This window comes from Telmatocola sphagniphila (genome assembly GCF_018398935.1).
Classification (GTDB): Bacteria; Planctomycetota; Planctomycetia; order Gemmatales; family Gemmataceae; genus Telmatocola; species Telmatocola sphagniphila.
In genome coordinates, this window is sequence record NZ_CP074694.1 from 1,458,532 (window position 1) to 1,479,493 (window position 20,962).

Here is a 20,962-nt window from a genome sequence, read left to right on the forward strand (position 1 = left end):
TCGCAAAAAATGGGAGAGGAGTTGAATTCGCAGTCTAAGAGCGAGAGAGTTTTGCCTCAACCGAAATTTTTAGTAATCGTAATAGGAGTTTTGCTGATGGCGGAACTGATTTTGTGCCAAGAGAACAAAGATCAGAAGTAGAGAAGCAAGTTCGATCATCCCTGAGAAAAAGCCTCGCATAAAAAACTCCTTTGGCCAAACTATGGATCCGGTCGGTCATCCCAATCCTGAAAAGGAGTGGTTGTGAGTCACTCCAAATAGGTCCGTGAACGAATCCTAGTTCATGGGATAGCAAAAGGAAGGAATTGGGGTATCAGGAAATACCTGTAAGCGGCAGTTTTTGTGCACGAATTATTAATGATTGATGAGAAGTGAAGCGGTCGAACCGGTAGAGATAATCAAAGTCTGGAGCGTTGGAAGGCAAGGCAGCCCGTCCAGACTTTGAAACCGATTGACTAGATCCTGCTTAGGCTTCCAGGAGTTCGACCAAACGTTTTAGCTGACCCATCCCGCCCAGTCGACGCGCCAGCTCCTTGACCTGATGAATCATTTCCACGGGATCCTTGATCCCCATTTGTTGTGTCTTGACAACATTGGCCGCGCGTTTTTCCCGCTTGGCCGTCTTATTCATTTTGCTCTTGATGATGTAGACGAAAGCGGGAGTGACTTTGACACCCTTTTCGGCTAGTGCATCCACAACCATCTTGTTCTTAGCTTTAGGATTCGCACGGATGTAATCGCGAATCTCTTCAGACTTGTTGACCTTCGGGGACTCTGCTTCGGGTTTTGCCTTAGCCAAGATTTCTCTCCTTTTTGTTTTGAAACCTGGGCAAAATAATCTTATGAACGTCTACTATACAAAAAAAACACATACCTACCACATTTCTACGCTCTTTTTTTTAATTTTTTTATGTTTTCTATGCATAGGTCAAAGTGTTCGACCTTGAAAACTTTATAAGATCTCACCACTCGGAGCTTAGTTCCAGTAGCTCGATCGATAGTTTCCAAGAGCGAAGTTTTAGTAAGTGCTGTTCGATGCTAAGCTCTAAATCCGTTAGCGTTATCGATCAAAGGACGGATCAAAAAGCTTCCGCGAATATCGAGATTTGTTTCAGATAGGAATTCGGGGAGACTCGTTTCTTTATTCGATTTGATCCTTCCATCGTTTGGGGCTACGGCGGAAAAAGTTTACCGTTTTAGACGCGTCGAACGTCTATAATCACTCTAAGTATTGGGCTACTACATCAGGAGATGGCCAAGCTAAACTGGAGTCTGCACAAACACTTGAGATTTCAAATTATAGCTATTAGTCGACCCGGTAGTAACAGCAACTTTCCCCTCCTTCCCGTATCGCATTCAATTCGTTTCTGGGCCCGAGCGAAAATCCTTACAGGATAATCTGAAATGTAACGAGCGACTTTATCTGAGGGATAGTGCTCTTCACTTTTTGCAGCCTGTCCCTTCGCTTTGGCACGACATATGCGTAAATTTGCGGAAATTCTTTGGGAAGGCTATGAATTATCACGCTTTGGCTACGGATTACGATGGCACGATTGCCACCGATGGGGTGGTTTTCCCTGAAACACTCGCAGCACTTAAGAAATTCCGAGAATCGGGTCATCGTCTGATACTTGTCACAGGTCGCGAACTTCCCGACCTTTTTTCCACCTTCAAGCATTCGGAAATTTTTGATCGCATCATCGCCGAAAACGGCGCGGTGCTTTACGATCCGTCGACCAAAGAATCGCGTCTGCTCAGTTCGGCACCTCCCGAAAGCTTCCTGGAAGAACTCAAGCGTCGTGACATCGCTCCGATCTCGGAGGGCCAGGTGATTGTTGCCACCTGGGAGCCCCATCAGAATGAGGTCCTGCAGGTTATCCGGGAGATGGGATTGGGCTTGCAGGTGATTTTTAACAAAGGCGCTGTGATGGTTCTGCCCTCCGGCATCAACAAAGCGACGGGTTTGAACGCTGCGTTGACCGAACTGAAACTTTCTCCTCACAATGTGGTCGGGGTTGGTGATGCGGAAAACGATCACTCGTTTCTGGAAATATGCGGTTGTTCCGTAGCTGTGGCAAACGCGCTACCCGCAGTCAAAGATCATTGCGATTTGGTGATGAAGACCGATCACGGAGCGGGAGTTGTCGAACTGATCGAAGGCCTACTCCAGGGGAGTTTAAACTTCAGCCCATTCAAATCGATTCCGTTGGGAGAGAACGAGAATAATCTGCCCGTTGCGTTGGATCTCTTGAACGAAGCTGTGCTGATTTGCGGTACGTCCGGTAGCGGGAAGTCGACTTTAGCCACTTCATTACTCGAACGAGTTTCGGCCGAAGGGCTTCAAATAGTGATTTTTGATCCGGAAGGAGATTACAACTCGCTCGAGTTTTTAATCTCCCTGGGAAGTCCGGAGCGAATTCCACTCGTGGAGGAAGTCATTGACATCCTTAGGAATCCAGAACGAAATCTCTCGCTGAATTTGCTCGGAGTCGCCTTGGAGCATCGGCCCGAACTTTTTGCCGAGATGCTCAAACGAGTGTTAGAATTACGTTCTCGGACTGGCCATCCTCATTTGATCGTTGTCGACGAGACGCATCATTTGCTTCCCACCGATTGGAAGAAAGAACCTCATCTTTTCCAGCGGAATGGCAAGGGGATTCTTTACATTACCGTGCACCCGGAATCGGTCGCCCGATCGGTATTAGAAACTGTGAATTCGGTTTTGGTAGTTGGAGAAAATCCTGAAGGTAAGATCCAGGATTTTTGCAGCGTTATTGACCGCCCGGTCCCTCCATTACCAGTCTTGGAATCCAAGTTGCCTTCAGGAACAGCACTCTTGTATCGCCGTGAACCTGAAGTGCTGTCTCTGGTCCGTACGGAAAAACCAACTGTACTCAGAAAAAGACATTCCAGAAAATACCCTGAGGGCAATTTGGGACCGGAACGAAGCTTCTATTTCCGAGGTCCCGACGATAAGCTGAATCTTAAGGCCCACAATTTGATTCTGTTCGTTCAATTGGCGGATGGAGTTGATGATGAGACCTGGTTATTTCATCTGCATAAACAGGACTATTCCGCTTGGCTCCGTCGGTATATCAAGAATTCGGATTTGGCTCTTGAGGTTTCTCAAATCGAACTGGATAAGTCGCTTTCTCCGATAGAATCTCGCTTAGCCATCCGTCGAGCAATCGAAGCGAATTACACTTTGCCGGCAGACCAACCTTCAGGACGGATCGATCCACAGAAATAGATCGACTGCGAATGGAAAAGGGGCGAGCAGATTACTGCTCTCCCCTTCGAAAGAGTTATTTGAACTGGGATTACTTGCCGTCCATTCGTTTCAGGACAACTGTACATACAGATTTATTGCTGGGACGGTACGAAGAGGACGACTGGTTCGAATTCGTTCCGTTCGTTCCATTGTTTCGGGAAGTTCCATCTTTGTCTTTATCGCCGTGGACGCAGATCGCAAGGAAGTCTTTCGCCATCACGAACGTACCACTTTTCGCTTCCTTATAGGTAGTTTCATTCGTATTGGCGTTGTTGTTCTGATTGGCGCCAGTTGTGCCATCTTTGGCTTCCCAGACCTGAACCATTCCATGAGGCTCGAACTGGATCTTCATCGTTTTGAAATGGGATTGATTGTCGTGACAAGTAATCACATTATTTTTGATCGTAACCTGTTTATCTTTTAGCTCGGACACAGGTTGACCGTCCTTTTCCAAACAAAGAACAGTCCAGGTGCCATCGAGAGAAGTGGAATCGGTAGCTTTCTCGGTTTGGCTTGGGGTGGGTGTTTGTCCAACGAATGCTAAAAGACTGCTGCATAGGATCGCGAACATGCTGAAACTCCTTGAACCAGAATAGTAAAAAAGCGTGCCTCTGGTTCTGTGCACGCCTGATTTCGATATTGCCTGCCTTCGGAGAGGAACAAATCCCATCGTTTTAGGTGAGTCCTTCACAGGCTCACAAAGTGATGGAATTCAAGCAAATCTTAAGTAATTCGATGCAAGAGTGGTGCCAGTCAAATTCGATTAGCTCGATTACATCAATCGCTCACATTGAGATATTTCTACCTATTGGATCGGGTCTATTAGGGGCGTTCATCTCAAGAGCAAAATCTGCAATGTAGGTTATAGTTCGGATATTTTAATATGCAGTAAACAATAATAGGTGAATCTGATTTCTTAGTACTGCGCAGCTCACTTCCCAAAAAATTGGATATCCCATTCGCTGTAGGTCGAAGCTCTTAAAAATGGTAAATTTCACTAAATATAATTTATATTTGCGGTGGCACAGTATCTGCTATTTTCATATTTAAGATAATCAATGACAATCCTTATTAGTTGAGCATAGTAATGAATTTCCTTGATATCGTTGATGCCACTCCTTCGGGGTCATCATCTAAAAATTATACGTTGCATTCACTTATTCGCTGCGAGCGAGCTGCTATCCACGCTTACGAGAAAACGCTCGAAAGGTATCGGTGCGAATCACTCGCCTTCTATCTCAATCGGCTTAATGATGATCATCGAGAATTATTAGGTGAGTTGGAATCTTACAGAAATGAGGGTCTTTCTCACGATATTGCCCTTTTAGGTCCATGGAATTCTTTCGAAAAGATATCTTCAGTATGGGCATGCGATTTAGATAACGCCCTTTTATTTGAGTTGAAAGCGGCCGAAGCGGATTTGATACATTTCTATGAGGATGCTCTTGCTTCCACTCAACTCGACTCCGAAAGTCGGAAGCTGCTTAGATCCAAGCTCATACCCTGGGGTTGGGATCATATCACGGAATTGGATTGGCTGATTGGACTGGAAGCGGCATAACACGAACCGCTAGATACTTACAACTTGACTCGCACTTCGTTGATTAACTAGTTTTCGATTCCTTGTTTAGATCTTTGATCACTCTCCGCCGTCCGATTTTGACAACAAATTGAGTTGTTTATTTTTGTTTTGAAAACATTTGCATACAGGTCCGAATCGGAAATTCACGAAATGCTATTTGGCATCGTCCAGGGATATCTTGTTTTAAGATTACTATTAGATCGCACTTCGGAGGTTAATCATGGGCTGGAATAAAGAACGGCTACAAGAGGTGGCCCATAGCAGACTTGCCGGAGCGAAACTTATTATGGTGGTGAATAGAGAGCCCTACATTCACCTTCATCAAAAAGAAAGAATTCATTGGATTCGACCCGCCGGTGGATTGACCACTGCTTTAGATCCAGTGATGCAGGCCTGCGGCGCGTTGTGGGTTGCCCATGGCTCGGGCGATGCCGATCAGGAAGTTTCGGACGCAAAAGGGCGCATTGGAGTGCCCCCGGACGATCCGCGATATACCCTGAAGCGAATTTGGCTCACTCTCAATGAAGAGAAGGGGTACTACTACGGCTTCGCCAATAGCAGTCTCTGGCCTCTGTGCCATCAGGTTTACTCTCGACCCACTTTCGATCCCGATCATTGGGATATTTATCGCCGGGTTAACCATAAATTCGCTGAATCGATTTTAGAAGAGGTGGGAAACGAGCCGGCCTTGGTTTTTGTTCAGGATTATCATTTTGCGTTGCTTCCCAAAATTCTGAAAGACGCGCGGCCCGATCTCGTGGTGGCACAATTCTGGCATATCCCCTGGCCCAGCCCGGAGGTGTTTCGAGTATGTCCCTGGTATCAGGAGATTATCGAGGGAATGCTGGGAAATGATCTTCTGGCTTTTCACATTCAGAATCACTGTAATAATTTCCTGGATACAGTGGATCGAACTTTGGAGTGCCGGCTGGATTGGGAACATTTCAGCGTTTTGCGTAACGGCCATACCACGCGCGTGCGTCCCCATCCCATCAGTGTAGATCCTACTCTGAGCGAGGAGTATCTGGATCAGGACTGGCAGATTCGAGCCCGTCAATTTCGAGATAAATATCAATTAGGCGATCGAAAGCTGATCGTGGGAGTTGATCGACTGGATTACACCAAGGGAATTCCTGAGCGGCTTCGGGCCGTCGATCGATTACTCATGACTCATCCGGAATGGGTGGAGAATTTTCATTTCGTTCAGATTGCCGCTCCCAGTCGAACGCTTCTGGATGCTTACCAATCCCTAACTCAAGAGGTTCAGACTCTCGTCGATGAGATTAACTTGAGATATGGGTCCTCCCATTGGCAACCCGTTCTCTTTCTGAACGAACATCTCGGCCCCGAGGATGTCGCCGTCCTTTACAGGATGTCGGAGGGATGTGTGGTAAGTTCTCTTCACGATGGCATGAACTTGGTTGCCAAAGAATTTGTCTGTGCCCGATCTGATGAGCAAGGTGTACTGGTTTTATCTGAATTTACCGGTGCGGCCCGCGAGTTGACCGATGCGATTATCGTCAATCCCTATGATGTTTCGCAGCTTTCGGATGGCATGCATTCGATACTGACAATGCCTGCCGCGGAGCAGTCTAAACGCATGAAAAAGATGAGAGCCGAGGTACAGGACAAGAATATTTATCGATGGGCAGGCATGCTGCTCTCTGAGGCTTTGAAACTCGTGGAATCTACTCCGAGCGAAAACTTGGAAAAAGAGAGTCTTAGCACAGAATTTGCTGCGTAAGAGAGGACCGTCATATCAAAGAATCCTCTCCAAACTCCTCTCAAACTCAATTTCAATCGGGAGAAGTCGTTCAACGGCTTCTCCCCTTTTATTTTTCTCAAATCAATAGTCGAGACAGCTTATTTCGTGGAAGGTCCCGTGGGATCTTCGAGATCCAGAACTTCATCCCGATCGGATGTGTGCAGCTCTCTCGGTAACTGATTGGCGACCCGGTGAGGATATCGGCTTGGATCCCCCGTTTGCTGATCGGCCACCTTTCGCATCAGGAAATTGATCGCTACAAGAGCGATGGCAAACAAAATAGCCACCACAATCCAGAATAGGGTCGATTCCAGCAACTTTTCCATGGCATCCTCCTTGTAGCCCGGCTCGCAACTCACCGCTGAATTTGGTGCTATTGTAAGCCTATCCAGCATTCCTGCAATTCAAAATTTAATTACGTTACGCTTGAGTCCCAGTTTCAGGCTGGCCAGAAATTGCCCAGAATCCGCTCAGTAGCCCGATTTCGTACGTTCGAAGTTATCGATCAACGTCAAAAAAAGCATTTGCTATGGCCCAACTTTGTTATGATAATCACTGCTTACTCCTACCTGAATGCCGGCTGAAACCATTGTCGGCGCGGACCTGTTGATTCCTCCGTAATTGTTTGTTGGTGCGAATTGGCCTTTGCAAAAAGTTCGGTTCGAAGTGATTTCGCCCTCTTCATTCATCGCGTTCATCAGGATTGCCATGTATTCATGCCAGCCTAAGAGACCATCCCTTCGCAGAAGCACACTAGTTCTTTCACTCCTCGCGATTGTGGCTTCCACCGCTACTCATGGAAGTTCCACTGCCCAAAATGCCGATGGACTCTCCGGGGAATTCAAATCGAACATTCAGCCGCTGCTCCAAAAATACTGCTTGGGATGTCATTCGACCAAGTTGAAAAAGGGAAGTCTGGATCTGGAGCGATTCACTTCAGTCGATTTAATTCGCAGAGATCTCAAACCTTGGCAGCAGCTCATTGAGCAAATCGAAGCACGAGAAATGCCCCCCAAAGATCATGCTCAGCCCAAGAGTGAAGAAATCAAAAAGATTCTGAGTTGGACGCACGACGTTCTGGAAACAGAGGCCCGCGCGAAATCTGGCGATCCCGGCTATGTGCCGTTAAGGCGATTAAGCAATGCCGAGTACGATTACACGATCCGTGATCTGACTGGGGTGGATCTACGTCCTACTCGGGAGTTTCCCGCGGATGGGGCGGCCGGTGAAGGTTTCACCAATGCAGCTGAATCATTGACCGATATCTCGCCGACCCTTCTGAATAAGTATTTGAACGCCGCCAAGGATATTTCCGAGCGCGTGGTATTGCTGCCGGAAGGGTTTCGTTTTTCGCCCTCTAAGGCTCGCCGGGATTGGACCGATGAATCGACGGCGGCCTTACGTGGGTTCTACGCTTCTGTCGTTCCTCCCGATGGAAGTCTCGATTTTGCGCCTTACTTGCGAGCCACGATTCGATATCGGGATCAAATATTGAATCAGAAAATTTCTCTGGCTGAAGTGGCCGTGAAGGAAAAACTCAATGCCCGCTATCTCAGTAAACTTTGGATGACATTGGTTTCCAAGCCGAAGACGATGCCGTTACAAGAGATCGCCGCCGAGTGGTTTACTGCTACCGAGCAGGATGCCAACAAGTTGATCAACGACATTGCATCCTGGCAGACTAAGCTCTGGAAGACGGCTGCGGTCGGCAGTTACATGCGGAACACCGACTCTGGCTATGCAGTGAATTTGTCTCGTCAGCACTCGAATGATCCTAAAGTTTCCGAAACGGTTTTGCTCAAGCTGGCAGTTAAGACGTCACCTGGGCAAAGCGATGTAGTAATCAATCTGATTGCCGATAGTCTCTCACCCGAAATCCCAGGCGATGTAGTTTGGGAAAAGCCGCGTTTCGAGGGAGCCGGAAAGCCCACCCTGTTACTGAAAGATTATCCCAACTATGCCGCTCAGTTCGAAGTGGACTATACAACGCTTTTCGCAGACACCGAAAAATACCTTCGGGCTGTTCACACCCTCGCAAATGATCCCAAAAACAATTTGGAAGATGTGGCGCAGAAAAATGGATTGGATGCCGCATTTCTGAAACGTTGGGTTGAAGTTCTGTCGTTGGAACCCGCGAGCAAAACAGCTGCTGTTAAATCCATTCCCGCCGTGCCACTGCAGCTGATGACCGAGAAGAACCCGAATAATCCTGAACAGCCTGCCATCAAAGGTTGGCATAAAAAGGATTCGGATCTTCCGGTTTTAGTCTCCAATTCCTCTAACGTAGTGGCTCAAATCCCGGGAAGGGTTTCTGCCCATGGAGTTTCAGTTCACCCCCTGCCCCGCGAGTTTGTCGCGGTCTCCTGGAAGTGCTCGCAGGATTCGGAGTATGAAGTTTCGGGCCTTGTTGCACATGCTCACCCCACTTGCGGCAACGGCGTCTCCTGGTGGCTCGAACATCGTCACGGCGAACGAGCAATCGTTCTCGGAAAAGGCAATCTCGACTTGGGCAAAGCGATTCGCCTCCCTTTACAAATGGTCAAGTTACTCGCTGGGGATTCCCTGGTTCTGGCGGTGGATGCCCGTGATGCGAATCATGTATGCGATCTCACGGAGATCGATCTGAAAATTCAGGATCGCAAGCAACCCACTCAGAAATGGATTCTCAGTGCGGATGTGGCCGATACAGTATTGCAAGGCAATCCTCATCCCGACAAGTATGGACACGCCGACGCCTGGAGTTTTGTGTATGGGCCCTCGAAAGTACCCTCTGCCAAGCCAGTGATCCCTACTGATTCGATTTTGGGACAGTGGGTGAAAGCTGCTGGCGACCCGGAAGCTCAAAAGGATCTTGATTCACTGGCGAACAAGGTTCAGAGAATGCTGACTGGACCGCTTCCCAAGGATACCAAAGACCCCAATCGGCAGCTGTACGAACGACTCGAGAGTGGAGACAGCCCGCTATTCAAGCAAGTCGATATCCTTCGATTAGCAAAACCTGCAAAATCCCCAAAAGCTTATGCTTTAGCCGCGAAGCGATTCGGAAAGCAAAAGGGAAATATCGAACTTGATGATGGATCCCTTCTGACCGCGAACCAGGAAATTATTTCCATGACTCTGCCAGCCCGACTTTTCGAGGGTCGCGAATTTGTAGTAGGTGGTCGTTCCCTCAGTAAGGATTCTCTCGTTCAACTGCGAGTGAGTGCGAATGCATCGGGGCACTTGAAGGTATGGGATGGTTCGAGTAGGTTGCTCGCTGCTCCGAGCAACGCCAACTATCATCGGTTACAAGAGGGGTATCAGGAATTTCGCAACCTCTTTCCTCTCTTTACTTGCTTTCCCCAGGTCGTTCCGACGGACGAAGTGGTTTCGTTGAAGATGTTTCATCGCGAAGATGAACCGTTATTGAGGTTATTTCTATCACAGGAGCAACGGCAGCAAATTGATCGACTCTGGGAGATACATCGCTTCGTCAGCCGACAAGCAATCGCGGAGAACAATTATCTGCCGCAATTCATCGGTTTCGTAACGCAGGATCAACCCAAGGAGATGGTAGCCTTCTTCGAAGGCCAGCGCCCGGCTTTTCAGAGGCGAGCGGATGAATTAATGAAAACTCGCGAAGCCGCTATTTTAAGCCAGATGAATTCTCTGATGGAGTTTGCGTCCCGGGCATTTCGAAGGCCCCTTCAGAACAAGGAAATCCAGGATCTTAGGGTACTCTACCAGAAGATTCGGAACAAAGGTGCAGATCACGAAGAAGCGTTTCGAAGTGTCCTCAGCCGAATACTGGTTTCGCCGGCTTTTTTGTTCCGGATTGAAAAAGCGAGTGCGGGTAAATCCGCCACGAAAATTGACGATTGGGAACTGGCAACACGCCTGAGTTACTTCCTGTGGTCTTCGGCTCCGGATGCGGAACTGCGATCGCTTGCTGAAAAACAATCCCTTCGCGATCCTAACGTTCTTGTTGCTCAAGTGCAACGAATGCTCAAGGATGAAAGGGTGCGAGCTCTGGCCATCGAGTTTGGGACACAATGGATCCACGTTCGAGGTTTCGATGAACTGAGTGAAAAGAACGAAAAGCTCTTCCCCACTTTCGATGCCAATCTCAAATCGGCTATGTACGAAGAAGCGATTCTGCTCTTCAAAGACCTCTTCCAAAACCATCGCTCGAATACTCAGTTACTGGACGCCGATTTTACCTATCTGAACGAAATCCTGGCGAAACACTACGGTATTCCGGGAGTTCAAGGTGGAAATTGGAGACGAGTGGAAGGAGTTCGCAAGTATGGTCGAGGAGGTCTGCTGGGCCTCGCCAGTGTTCAAACCAAGCAAGCGGGAGCTTCCCGTTCCAGCCCCGTACTTCGGGGCAATTGGGTCATAGAAACTCTGCTGGGAGAAAAACTACCCCGTCCCCTCGCGAATGTGCCAAAACTCCCCGAATCGGAAGGCGATGGCGGCCTAACGATTCGGCAGCAGGTGGAAAAACATGCGAAGGACGCTTCCTGTGCTGCATGCCACATTCGAATCGACCCCTTTGGTTTCACAATGGAAAAGTTTGATCCGATCGGCCGTTATCGCGAGAAGGATCTGGCTGGACTTCCCATCGACACGAAGGCGACCCTCAAGGATGGTACGCGCCTCGATGGCATAGACGGTTTGCGGAATTACTTGCTCACTGAGAAAAAGGATATTTTCGTACGGCTGTTCTGTAAAAGACTTCTGGGTTACGCCCTGGGCCGTTCGGTGGCCCTGTCGGATGAACAACTTCTGGACGAAATGGTGCGGGAGATGAATCGAAATCAAGGAGATATCTCCACGGCGATTCAAGTGATAGTTCGAAGTTCGCAATTTGGAATGATACGTGGAGCGGATTACGGCGACTGATTCTATTAGCGACTAAACTTCAAGGTACGCACAGCCAAGAATCGTGCGAAAGGTGAGAATTATGAACACAATACAACCGCTTTCACGCCGATCTTTTTTGAAGGGTGTGGGCGTCAGCATGGCTTTGCCCTGGCTGGAGTCCGTTCCTGTTTGGGGGGATGATAAACAAAAAAATTCAGCTTCTGAACCTCCAGTCCGATTTGCATGCCTCTTTTCCGGTAACGGCTTCCATTCCCGAGAATGGTGGGCGAAGGGCGAAGGTAAGGATATGCAACTGGGGAAAGTTCTGGATCCTCTGCTGCCGCACCGCGACAAAGTGCTATTCTTGCGAGGGTTATACAATCAGGAAGCATTGATTGGTGGTATACATAGCTGCCAGACGGGAAACCTGCTGACGGGAGCTCACCTCTCTCCCGCGGGCGAAATCAAATCGGGTGTCAGCTGCGATCAGGTCGTAGCCGAGCGCATGAAATCGCAGACTAAAGTTCCGAGCCTTGTTCTTGGGTGCGAACCTTCCATCGCGGCCATTCACAAAAATTATTCGATGATTTATAGCTCGCACATTTCCTGGAGCTCTCCTACCACTCCCACACCGTTGGAACTCTACCCGAGCTTGGCTTTCGATCGGTTGTTCCGAGATCAGGTGGGACGCGCCGACAAAAGCGTGCTGGATGCCGTGATCGAAGACTCCAATGGTTTACGCAAAAATATCAGTAAGTCGGATCAGCATCGACTCGATGAATATTTATCGTCCGTTCGGGAAGTGGAGCAACGGATCGATCAGGCAGGCAAAGCGGGACGGCTTCAAGGATGGCGACCCACCCTCACGAAACCCGATATTCCTCGTCCGGCAGATGGCGTTCCGCAGGATATCGACCAGCATATGCGGCTGATGTGCGATATTATGGTGCTGGCTTTCCGAACCGATACGACTCGCGTTTGCACGCTGAAATTGAATAACGATCACTCCTCGCTGCGATTTCCGCATCTGAAAGTCGATTACATGATCCACCACCTATTGTCGCACACGGACGGTGACGACTGGTTGAAGGTCAATCGTTTTTTCCTGCAGCAACTCGCTTATATCGCCGATAAGCTCGATAAAGTTCAGGAGGGCGAGAGGACCTTACTCGACAACAGTATGATTCTCTACTGTTCGAGTATGATGACGGGGAATCACAACAACGATCAACTCCCCGTGGTCATGGTCGGTCGCGGGGGAGGTCAGATCAAAACGGGCAGAATTCTCGATTACTCGAATAAGCCGAATCGCAAAATGTGCAGCCTGTATCTCTCGATGATGGACAAATCCGGCGTTCATCTGGATAGCTTTGGCGATTCAAAAGAGCGATTGGCGGAAATTTGATAGTTTGGAAGTTCACTGAGCGGTCCAACCGCCATCGATGACCAGGGTTTGGCCCGTGATGTTGCGGGCTAACGGACTGATCAGAAAATTCACAGCCCATACTAACTCTTCTATTTCTATGAATCGCTTTTTGGGACAGGGCGCCAGCATGACTTTCTCGACAACTTCCTGTTCCGAAATGTTTCTCGTTCGGGCTTGATCGGCAATCTGCTTCTCTACCAAAGCGGTTCGGACATAGGCAGGGCAGAGGACGTTGCTGGTGATATCGCAGTTGCCAGTTTCCAAAGCCACCGTCTTGGAAAAGCCGACAATTGCATGTTTGGCCGCGACGTAAGCGGATTTGAAGGGCGATGCCACCAGAGAATGGATGGAGCCGATGTGAATCAATCGGCCGAAGCCCCGCTCGCGCATTCCGGGCAACAACGCCTGTGTCATCTGAAAAGTTCCTTTCACCATAACAGAGGTGAGCAGATCCCATTTTTCGATGGGAAATTCTTCCAGAGTGGAGATGCACTGCAATCCCGCGTTGTTAATTAGAACGCTGATAGGCCAGTTTTGAGCCAGCATTTGTGAAATCTGTGTTAAGTCCGTCACGTCGAGTCCCAGCGCTTCCGCTTGGTGCCCTTGATTTCGAACGATATCGCAAGTTTCCTGCGCGGCCTCTGTCCGGAAATCGGTTATCCCAACGAAATGTCCTTGGGCGGCTAGACTTACGGCAAGGCCGCGACCGATACCACTCCCCGCGCCGGTAATCAGGATTGTCGGTTTCATTATTCAGAACCATGGAAAAAAGGAATTTTTTGTGTTCAGAAAGATGGTTTATCCATCGCGATCCAGATCCAGGAATTTTTTTCTCAAATTAATTCTTTACTTGACTCGAATGATATTTAGGAGGACACTCTGATTTAATAACAATGTGTGTCGAAACCTCGCTCTCCAACCCAGCTACAGCCTTTTTCCTGCAAAGGCTGAACTCGCTATGCTGAGAGGTGATAGATGCCGAAGCAGATACTTGTTCTGGATGCCACCAACCGATCCCATTTTTTTCTAGCACTCAAAGACGGGAAATTGAGTGCCGGTGGTAGCATCGATCAACCGGAGATCGTACTCTCCAATCTAAAAATTCTTAATCTGGAATGCGAGGTAGAACTCGAAGACGAACCTATTGTCGTCTCCAGCAGCACAAATAAGAATCTGGCCGATCTGGGAGCGGATTTGCAACCGAATTCCAAATGGCAATTCGAACATCTGGAAATCCTCTACCGAAAAAACACCCGTGCAGAAATAGTTCCCGAAGGCAACCGAAACGCCTCCAAAAACGGCACCGATACGAATAAACCCCTGCGTAAGCGTTTATTGGTGATCGAAGGAGCCGACAGCGGGAAAGCCTTCCCTCTGAATGATCCGGGCCGAACGACGATAGGAAACAATCAAAAAACAGCCGATATCGTTTTGCACGACCTTTATGTGGCCCGAATGCACTGCGAAATTCTGGTGAAGGACGATCGGATCACCGTAACGCATCTGGTGGGTAAAGGCGGCACGCTCGTCAATACTCAGGAAGTGATGCAAGCGGATTTGCAAATCGGAGACGTGCTTCGAGTCGGCAACACGCAACTTCGTTACGACATCGGCGTAGTCGATACGCCGATAAAGGGGGATGCCGATAAGGATCTCAAGCTCACCGATACACCGTCCACGGATTTGAAAGATCCTATCGTTCAGACAGGCACGGATCTAAACCCACCTCTTCCCGCCGATGCGGATTCCGACCCGATTCTCAAGCTGACCGGTCAAAAGATTGGCCATTTCATCCTGGAATCGCTGCTCGGCCGCGGCCTGACCAGCGCGGTTTATAAAGCCAAGGATTGCAAAACCGATGAGATCGTGACTCTGAAGGTGATGTCGAGCGAGTTTCCCGATAATGACACGGAACTTCAGAATTTCATCAAAGCTCTGCGAGTGGTTGCTCCTTTGCGACACGCCCATCTGGTGAGCTTATTCACGGCTGGAAAATCCGGGCATCTCTGTTGGATTGCCCGGGAATATATCGAAGGTGAAAATCTCGGTTCGCTCATCGAACGGCAAGTGCGTGAGGGGAAACATCGCTGGAAGAATGCCTGTCGATTAGCCATTCACCTCGGAAGAGTGCTCGACTACCTCGAACAGCGTAAGGTGGTTCACGCCAATCTTATTCCCGCTAACGTACTGATCGAGAGCGAAACCAAAAATGCGAAACTTGCGGATTTGATGTTGGATCAGGCCATTGCCGGTTCGCAACTCGGTAAATCAATTCTCGAGAAGCAGCATATGCTCGAAATAGGTTATCGGGCTCCGGAGCAACTTAAAGAGTTGCAGCCGGTGGACAATTGCTCGAACATGTATGCGCTCGGGGCCATGCTCTACACGATGATCACGGGTTCGACGCCATTCAAGGGCACGAACGCCGCGGATCTGATTCGGAATATGAAAGAGTCTCGTCCGGCAAAGCCAAGCCAGCAAGTTCGAGAGCTGCCATTACATTTCGAAAATGCCATCTTCAAGCTTCTCGCGTTTAATCGCGAGGAACGCTTTCAATGTGCAGCCGAATTTCTGGAAATCGTCGAACCTTTGGCACACATGCACGAAGTGATTTGAAGCACGAGGGAGGAGCATGTGCTCCGCCCTTATGTCTTAACTTAATGCCTGCTTCACAAGATTGCCGTGGACATCGGTAAGTCGGAAATCCCGTCCCTGATAACGATAAGTCAATCGTTCGTGTTCGACGCCCATCAGATGCAATATCGTCGCATTCAAATCGTGAACGTGAACGGGATCTTTTGTCACGTTATAGCAGAAATCATCCGTCTCCCCGATCACTGTCCCCTTCTTGATGCCTGCCCCCGCTAATAACGTGGTAAAACAACGCGGATGGTGATCGCGGCCGTAATCCGTCGAAGTAAGCGAGCCCTGCGAATAGATCGTCCGGCCGAACTCTCCTCCCCACACTATCAGAGTGTCTTCTAAAAGGCCCTTCTGTTTCAGGTCGGTGATGAGGGCTGCGGTCGCCTGGTCGGTATCTCTACATTGGCCTCGAATTGCATTCGGAAGACCGCCATGATGATCCCACCCCATGTGAAACAGTTGCACAAAACGGACGTTTCTTTCGGCCAGCCGCCGTGCCAGCAGGCAGTTCGCCGCGTAGCTGCCCGCTCGATGAACGTCGGGGCCGTACATCTCGAGCGTTTTTTTGGATTCCTTGGATAAATCGAGCAGATCCGGCACGCTGGTCTGCATTCGAAACGCCATTTCGTACTGAGCGATCCGAGTTTGAATTTCCGGATCTCCCAGCTTTTCAAATTGCTGGTTGTTCAGAGCGGCCAGTCGGTCGAGAGTCGATCGTCGGTCCTCTTTATCCATGCCTTGAGGATTCGAGAGATACAGAACCGCATCTCCCTTGTTGCGAAACTTGACGCCCTGATGTTTCGAGGGGAGAAATCCTGCACTCCAGAGTCGGTCGTATAAGGGCTGATCGTCAGGTCGGCCGCTGCCGAACGAAGTCAACACCACGTAAGCCGGGAGATCCTTGTTCTCAGAACCCAGCCCATAGCTGAGCCAGGAGCCAATGCTTGGTCGACCAGCGAGCTGCGACCCGGTTTGAATGAAAGTAATGGCCGGGTCGTGATTGATGGCCTCGGTATTCATGCTGCGAATCATGCAGAACTCATCGGCCACGTTGGACATATGCGGAAGGATTTCGCTCAACCACAGGCCGCTTTTCCCCTGCTGCTTGAACTTGAATATGCTCGGGGCAATAGGAAATTTGGCTTGGCCGGAGGTCATTGTGGTTAAACGCTGACCCATCCGAATACTCGCCGGCAGATCTTCGCCTCGCCGTTTCTCCATCTGTGGTTTAGGATCGAAAAGATCCATCTGAGAAGGAGCGCCGGACTGGAATAAGTAAATGATGCGTTTGGCTTTCGCCGGTATCTGGAAACTGTTATTTGTGCCCTGCCCTCTAATATCCCTGTTCTGGCCCAGCAAGCTTGCCAGAGCGAGCGTACCCAAACCGCCGGCGCTGCGTTGGAGAAATATCCGTCGGTTGAGCCGATCTTGTATCTGCAGATTCTTATCGATCATCGGAAGACTCCGGTTTTTGCCTCAGCGGGAGACGACTTCGTCGAGGTTGAGTAACACGTTGGCGGTTAGAGTATACGCGGCAAGTTCCGCCGGATCGAGTTTTGGATTTCGAGCGGTCTTGCCGACTTTCAAAAGTTCTTCCGCGGAACTGGCTTTGTCGCGAAACTTTTGAAAATCCTTTTTCAAGCCATCCAGAAGAATCAGTTCTTCCTGAGGAGTTGGTTCTCGCGAAGTCGCCAGTCGGAAGCCATATCGAAGTCGCTCGGACGGGGTAGTTCCTCCCTCGAGTAGCATTCTTTCTGCGAACTTGCGGGAAGCTTCTACGAAGGTGATTTCATTCAGAAGGGAGAGTGCCTGGAGCGGTGTATTAGTCCGAGATCGCTTGACCGCGCAATACTCGCGACTGGGGGAGTCGAAAATCAGCATCGAAGGCGGCGCGGCGGTTCTTTTCCAGATTGTGTACAGCGATCTTCGATAAAGGCCTTCGCCGTTATCCGGTTTGTAGCCTCGCAAATCCCCATAACGACTGGTCTCGTCCCAAACTCCCTCGGGCATATAAGGACGCACGCTAGGGCCACCGATTTTTTCGATCATTAAACCACTCACGAAAAGGGCCTGATCGCGCAAGACTTCACCGGAGAGCCGGAAACGCGGGCCACGCGCCAGCAGTCGATTTTCTGGATCTTTCTCCAACAATTCCTTGGTCGTTTGCGCTGACTGCCGATAGGTAGCACTCAGCACCAAAAGTTTATGGAGGGCTTTCATGTCCCAATTATGTGCAGGTTCGCCGGCCACCTGAGGCAGATTTTCCGGCTTCATGAACTCGGCGGCCAGCCAATCTAGGAGTTCGGGGTGTGAAGGGAATTCTGCTTGAGAACCTAGATTTTCCGATGTCTTGACCAGCCCGGTTCCGAAAAATCGCTCCCAGGCCCGATTTACCCAAACACGGGCCGTCAAGGGATTGCTATCCTGAACCATCCATTTGGCGAGGCCAAGACGATTCATCGGCAATTTGGAGTCTGGTCGAGGCAGAGAAGCGGGCAAACCAGCCGACACCTGCTCTCCCTTTCGATCGTATTGACCCCGGATCAACACGAAGGCATCGCGCGGGGTTGGCATTTCCTTCATGACCATGACACTAGGTTGCCTGGCTAGTAATTCCTGGCGCTTGGCTTTCAGGGCTTTGATTTGAGATTCCGTTTCTTGAATCGGACCCGAACCGAAAGAACGGAAGTACTTGGTCAATTCCGATTTTTGTGTATCGCTTCGTTTGGACTTATCGATTTCCAGTATCTTTCGAATGTTCTCCGGAACTTGCGATCCCTTTAACCCTAAAGTACCGGCGGGAGCAGAAGAGGTGGAAAGTCGGAACTTCCCGATGTTATGGTTGTTTAGAGTCTCGTGTATCAGTTTTATTTTGATTGTGGCCTCAGCCGGGACTGATACCGATTGATCCGCAACCAGCATCACTTTACAATTCTGTTTGCGAGTAGGACCATCTACTGCCCAACCCGCCTGTCGATTATTGCCCACCAGATTGCTGGCTTCCCAACCCGCCTGCGAGTAGTCCGCCACCGCTTTATTGAACTTGATTGAAATGGGCTTGTTCACGCCCGGCGCAGTAATCTCAGCTGTTACAGTCGAGAGTACGTAGTTCCCATTCGAATAGCGACCTAGGCTCTGCTGAGGTAAACTCGGATCGACGAATGTCTCCAAGAGCAATCCTGTAAAATTTCCAGCATTGAGCGGGGCAACGATTTCATAAGTGTCGTGAACGGGGTTCGGACCACTCGCTAGATAAGAGCCATCCGGTTGAAGAGTGAGTTTGGCATTGCCGGAGGATCGAACCGAAGAAGAGGCGAGAATTTTCCAAACCGATTCTTGTGATTTTAACTGAGATTTGAAGCTTTTTTCCCATCCGGACTCGTGCTTGCTCAGTTCGGCCAACTGCAGATTCAATTTCGATTGAAATTCTTTTTCCTGCACTTCGAAAGCCTGAAGTTCTGCCTCTGTTGCCTGGGAGGAAACGGAAATCACAGGTTCCGTATTCCGCGCATCCCCTTGTAAAATACCAGATTCCGAGTTGTTATTGAAGAAGGCGAAAAATTGGTAAAACTCTTTTTGGGAAATCGGATCGAATTTATGATCGTGACATCGGCAGCAGTTGAAGGTCAGGCCGAGCCAGGTGGAACCGGTAGTTTCAACTCGATCGATCACGGTTTCAATCCGCCATTCTTCCGCAATCAAGCCCCCTTCCCCGTTCAACCGATGGTTTCTGTTAAAACCAGTGGCTACGATCTGATCGGGCCGAGCGTTCGGGCGCAAATCGCCGGCGATTTGATCGATGGTGAACTCGTTGAAGGGCTCATTGGAATTGAAAGCCTTGATCACCCAGTCACGCCAAGGCCATTGAAAACGGCTACTGTCCGTCTGGAACCCATTACTGTCGGCATAACGGGCGAAATCGAGCCATTGGGCGGCCATATGTTCCCCATAACGAGGAGACTTCAGGAGCCGATCTACTACCCGCTCATAGGCATCGGCCGATTTATCTTGGAGAAAATCGTCAACTTCCTTGGGTGTCGGAGGTAATCCCGTGAGATCCAGCGACACTCGTCGGATCAAGGTTTCTCGACTCGCTTCGGGCATGGGCTTCAAATTTTCCCTCGCCAATCGCGCTCGAATAAATCGATCCACCGGGTGCGAAAGACCGGCGATGTCTGGCACCTTCGGTTTTTGCACCGATTGGAAGGCCCAATGGCCGGCATAAGTCGCTCCGGAATCAATCCATTTCGTTAAAAGCTGAATTTGTTGGGCACTGAGATTTTTCCCCAGGCTAGGTGGCGGCATCTGGACTTCGCTATCGCCGCTCGTGATGCGATGGATCAGTTCGCTGTTTTGTATTTGCTTGGGAACGATCGCGGCTTTTCCGGAATCCAGTTTGGCAAGAGCGCTTTCCCTTGTATCGAGTCGCAGACCGGCTTTCCGCTTAGATTCGTCCGGGCCATGACATTGAAAGCAGTGATCGGAAAGTATGGGACGGATGTCGCGATTAAAATTGACCGTCTCTTCAGCGGATGCGCGAGATGCAAAAGTCAGTGGAAGAATTAAAACGAGCACTCGAACCAGCATGAAAAAACCTCGATGAACAGTCCAAGGTAAGAAAAGCGATCGCAGGTTGTCGGAGAAAACCATCGTGGCGGCGGGAGAACTACTCGAATTAAAAAGCCAATGACTGAGGTTCGAATAGCTCTATCAGCAGTCTGACATGCTGCATGCCACTGCAATCGATTTTAGCCGAAAGAAGCTTACCCTGTAGCGTGAAAATGGCAATAGTGGACGATTTTTGGTGATCGCTACTGCTTCAAATATGCACTTTTCTCGATCTGATAGATCACGTGCGTGACCATTTTCCCTGCCATCTGACGGGTATCGCTGCGCTGGGTGAGAACGGCTCCAATCTTTTCGAGGGCCTTGCGGGAGCGAATATTATTCTCGCCCACCATGAAGAGCACGCGTTCGAAAAACGGGAAGGCATGCTGGAGCATCAACTTCTTCATTTCTCCGTTATAGCTACCTCCCCAATAAGCCCGTGCCAGAAAGCTCCAGCCAATTTCGATTTCCCGTTTGTCCAGATCCAATATCGCGTATCGGGAGGATCCGATGACTTCACCAGACTTTCGATCCAGGGCTACCAGCGCACCGCGGGATTTGATTGCGTCCTCGAAAAACTTGCGAAAAACCGGTTCCTGATAACGATCGAAAGCGGGATGAACCTCCCAGATCTTCGGATCCGAAGCCACAGCAAAGAGTTTGTCCCAATCTTCCGGTACCAGTGGTCTAAGTTCGATCAAATTGCCGATTAAGTGAGGTTGAAGCTCAAATTCTATCACGGATTTTCTCCTGGGGTGAATGCGGGAGGGAGCTTGGCTCTCGAAGAAAGGTTCGAACCACCTGCTCTAGTGAAGCTCAAGA

13 protein-coding genes are annotated in these 20,962 nt (G+C 49.5%); 6 read left to right on the forward strand and 7 right to left on the reverse strand.

Features of this window, described 5'->3' with window-relative positions; genetic code table 11:
- Positions 1–466 precede the first annotated feature (466 nt).
- Positions 467–799, reverse strand: a complete 333-nt coding sequence (locus KIH39_RS06140) for a hypothetical protein (RefSeq protein ID WP_213498377.1) — start codon at positions 797–799, stop codon at positions 467–469.
- A 714-nt stretch (positions 800–1,513) separates the two neighbouring features.
- On the opposite strand from KIH39_RS06140, the gene KIH39_RS06145 reads away from it, so the two are divergent.
- Complete coding sequence (locus tag KIH39_RS06145) at positions 1,514–3,250, forward strand: HAD family hydrolase (protein WP_213498378.1); 1,737 nt, start codon at positions 1,514–1,516, stop codon at positions 3,248–3,250.
- A gap of 70 nt (positions 3,251–3,320) precedes the next feature.
- Here KIH39_RS06145 and KIH39_RS06150 read toward each other — a convergent pair whose 3' ends face one another.
- Positions 3,321–3,842 carry a hypothetical protein gene (locus KIH39_RS06150; protein ID WP_213498379.1) on the reverse strand — a complete coding sequence of 174 codons (522 nt, stop codon included), beginning with the start codon at positions 3,840–3,842 and terminating at the stop codon, positions 3,321–3,323.
- A gap of 516 nt (positions 3,843–4,358) precedes the next feature.
- Here KIH39_RS06150 and KIH39_RS06155 point away from each other — a divergent pair.
- Positions 4,359–4,832: a hypothetical protein gene (locus tag KIH39_RS06155; RefSeq protein ID WP_213498380.1), complete on the forward strand. Its 474-nt coding sequence runs from the start codon at positions 4,359–4,361 to the stop codon at positions 4,830–4,832.
- A gap of 241 nt (positions 4,833–5,073) precedes the next feature.
- Positions 5,074–6,597 (forward strand): alpha,alpha-trehalose-phosphate synthase (UDP-forming), encoded by a 1,524-nt coding sequence (locus KIH39_RS06160; RefSeq protein WP_213498381.1) that lies wholly within the window; start codon positions 5,074–5,076, stop codon positions 6,595–6,597.
- 119 nt (positions 6,598–6,716) lie between these two features.
- On the opposite strand, the gene KIH39_RS06165 is transcribed toward KIH39_RS06160, so the two are convergent.
- A complete protein-coding gene (locus KIH39_RS06165; RefSeq protein ID WP_213498382.1) occupies positions 6,717–6,944 on the reverse strand; it encodes a hypothetical protein in 228 nt (75 codons plus the stop codon).
- Between the two features lie 451 nt (positions 6,945–7,395).
- On the opposite strand from KIH39_RS06165, the gene KIH39_RS06170 reads away from it, so the two are divergent.
- Both KIH39_RS06170 and KIH39_RS06175 read left to right on the forward strand, forming a co-directional pair.
- A complete protein-coding gene (locus KIH39_RS06170; protein WP_213498383.1) occupies positions 7,396–11,502 on the forward strand; it encodes a DUF1592 domain-containing protein in 4,107 nt (1,368 codons plus the stop codon).
- Between the two features lie 61 nt (positions 11,503–11,563).
- Positions 11,564–12,868 carry a DUF1552 domain-containing protein gene (locus tag KIH39_RS06175; RefSeq protein WP_213498384.1) on the forward strand — a complete coding sequence of 435 codons (1,305 nt, stop codon included), beginning with the start codon at positions 11,564–11,566 and terminating at the stop codon, positions 12,866–12,868.
- Between the two features lie 12 nt (positions 12,869–12,880).
- On the opposite strand, the gene KIH39_RS06180 is transcribed toward KIH39_RS06175, so the two are convergent.
- Positions 12,881–13,639 (reverse strand): 3-hydroxybutyrate dehydrogenase, encoded by a 759-nt coding sequence (locus KIH39_RS06180; RefSeq protein WP_213498385.1) that lies wholly within the window; start codon positions 13,637–13,639, stop codon positions 12,881–12,883.
- A gap of 225 nt (positions 13,640–13,864) precedes the next feature.
- Between KIH39_RS06180 and KIH39_RS06185 the strand changes: the two genes are divergently transcribed.
- A complete protein-coding gene (locus tag KIH39_RS06185; RefSeq protein WP_213498386.1) occupies positions 13,865–15,505 on the forward strand; it encodes an FHA domain-containing serine/threonine-protein kinase in 1,641 nt (546 codons plus the stop codon).
- Positions 15,506–15,541: 36 nt separating this feature from the next.
- Here the strand turns inward: KIH39_RS06185 and KIH39_RS06190 are convergent, their stop codons facing one another.
- The 3 genes from KIH39_RS06190 to KIH39_RS06200 form a co-directional block, all read right to left on the reverse strand.
- A complete protein-coding gene (locus KIH39_RS06190) occupies positions 15,542–16,987 on the reverse strand; it encodes a DUF1501 domain-containing protein (RefSeq protein ID WP_213498387.1) in 1,446 nt (481 codons plus the stop codon).
- A 21-nt stretch (positions 16,988–17,008) separates the two neighbouring features.
- On the reverse strand, positions 17,009–20,119 hold the full coding sequence (locus KIH39_RS06195) for a PSD1 and planctomycete cytochrome C domain-containing protein (RefSeq protein ID WP_213498388.1): 3,111 nt from the start codon (positions 20,117–20,119) through the stop codon (positions 17,009–17,011).
- 224 nt (positions 20,120–20,343) lie between these two features.
- A complete protein-coding gene (locus KIH39_RS06200) occupies positions 20,344–20,880 on the reverse strand; it encodes a GNAT family N-acetyltransferase (protein WP_213498389.1) in 537 nt (178 codons plus the stop codon).
- Between the last annotated feature and the right edge of the window lie 82 nt (positions 20,881–20,962).

What these genes read in the sequence shown, in the direction of transcription:
- KIH39_RS06160 (WP_213498381.1), top strand. Translation starts at nt 5,074, where the DNA reads ATGGGCTGGAATAAAGAACGGCTACAAGAGGTGGCCCATAGCAGACTT.
- KIH39_RS06175 (WP_213498384.1), top strand. Translation starts at nt 11,564, where the DNA reads ATGAACACAATACAACCGCTTTCACGCCGATCTTTTTTGAAGGGTGTG.
- KIH39_RS06185 (WP_213498386.1), top strand. Translation starts at nt 13,865, where the DNA reads ATGCCGAAGCAGATACTTGTTCTGGATGCCACCAACCGATCCCATTTT.
- KIH39_RS06180 (WP_213498385.1), bottom strand. Translation starts at nt 13,639, where the DNA reads ATGAAACCGACAATCCTGATTACCGGCGCGGGGAGTGGTATCGGTCGC.
- KIH39_RS06150 (WP_213498379.1), bottom strand. Translation starts at nt 3,842, where the DNA reads ATGTTCGCGATCCTATGCAGCAGTCTTTTAGCATTCGTTGGACAAACA.
- KIH39_RS06195 (WP_213498388.1), bottom strand. Translation starts at nt 20,119, where the DNA reads ATGCTGGTTCGAGTGCTCGTTTTAATTCTTCCACTGACTTTTGCATCT.
- KIH39_RS06165 (WP_213498382.1), bottom strand. Translation starts at nt 6,944, where the DNA reads ATGGAAAAGTTGCTGGAATCGACCCTATTCTGGATTGTGGTGGCTATT.
- KIH39_RS06155 (WP_213498380.1), top strand. Translation starts at nt 4,359, where the DNA reads ATGAATTTCCTTGATATCGTTGATGCCACTCCTTCGGGGTCATCATCT.
- KIH39_RS06145 (WP_213498378.1), top strand. Translation starts at nt 1,514, where the DNA reads ATGAATTATCACGCTTTGGCTACGGATTACGATGGCACGATTGCCACC.
- KIH39_RS06190 (WP_213498387.1), bottom strand. Translation starts at nt 16,987, where the DNA reads ATGATCGATAAGAATCTGCAGATACAAGATCGGCTCAACCGACGGATA.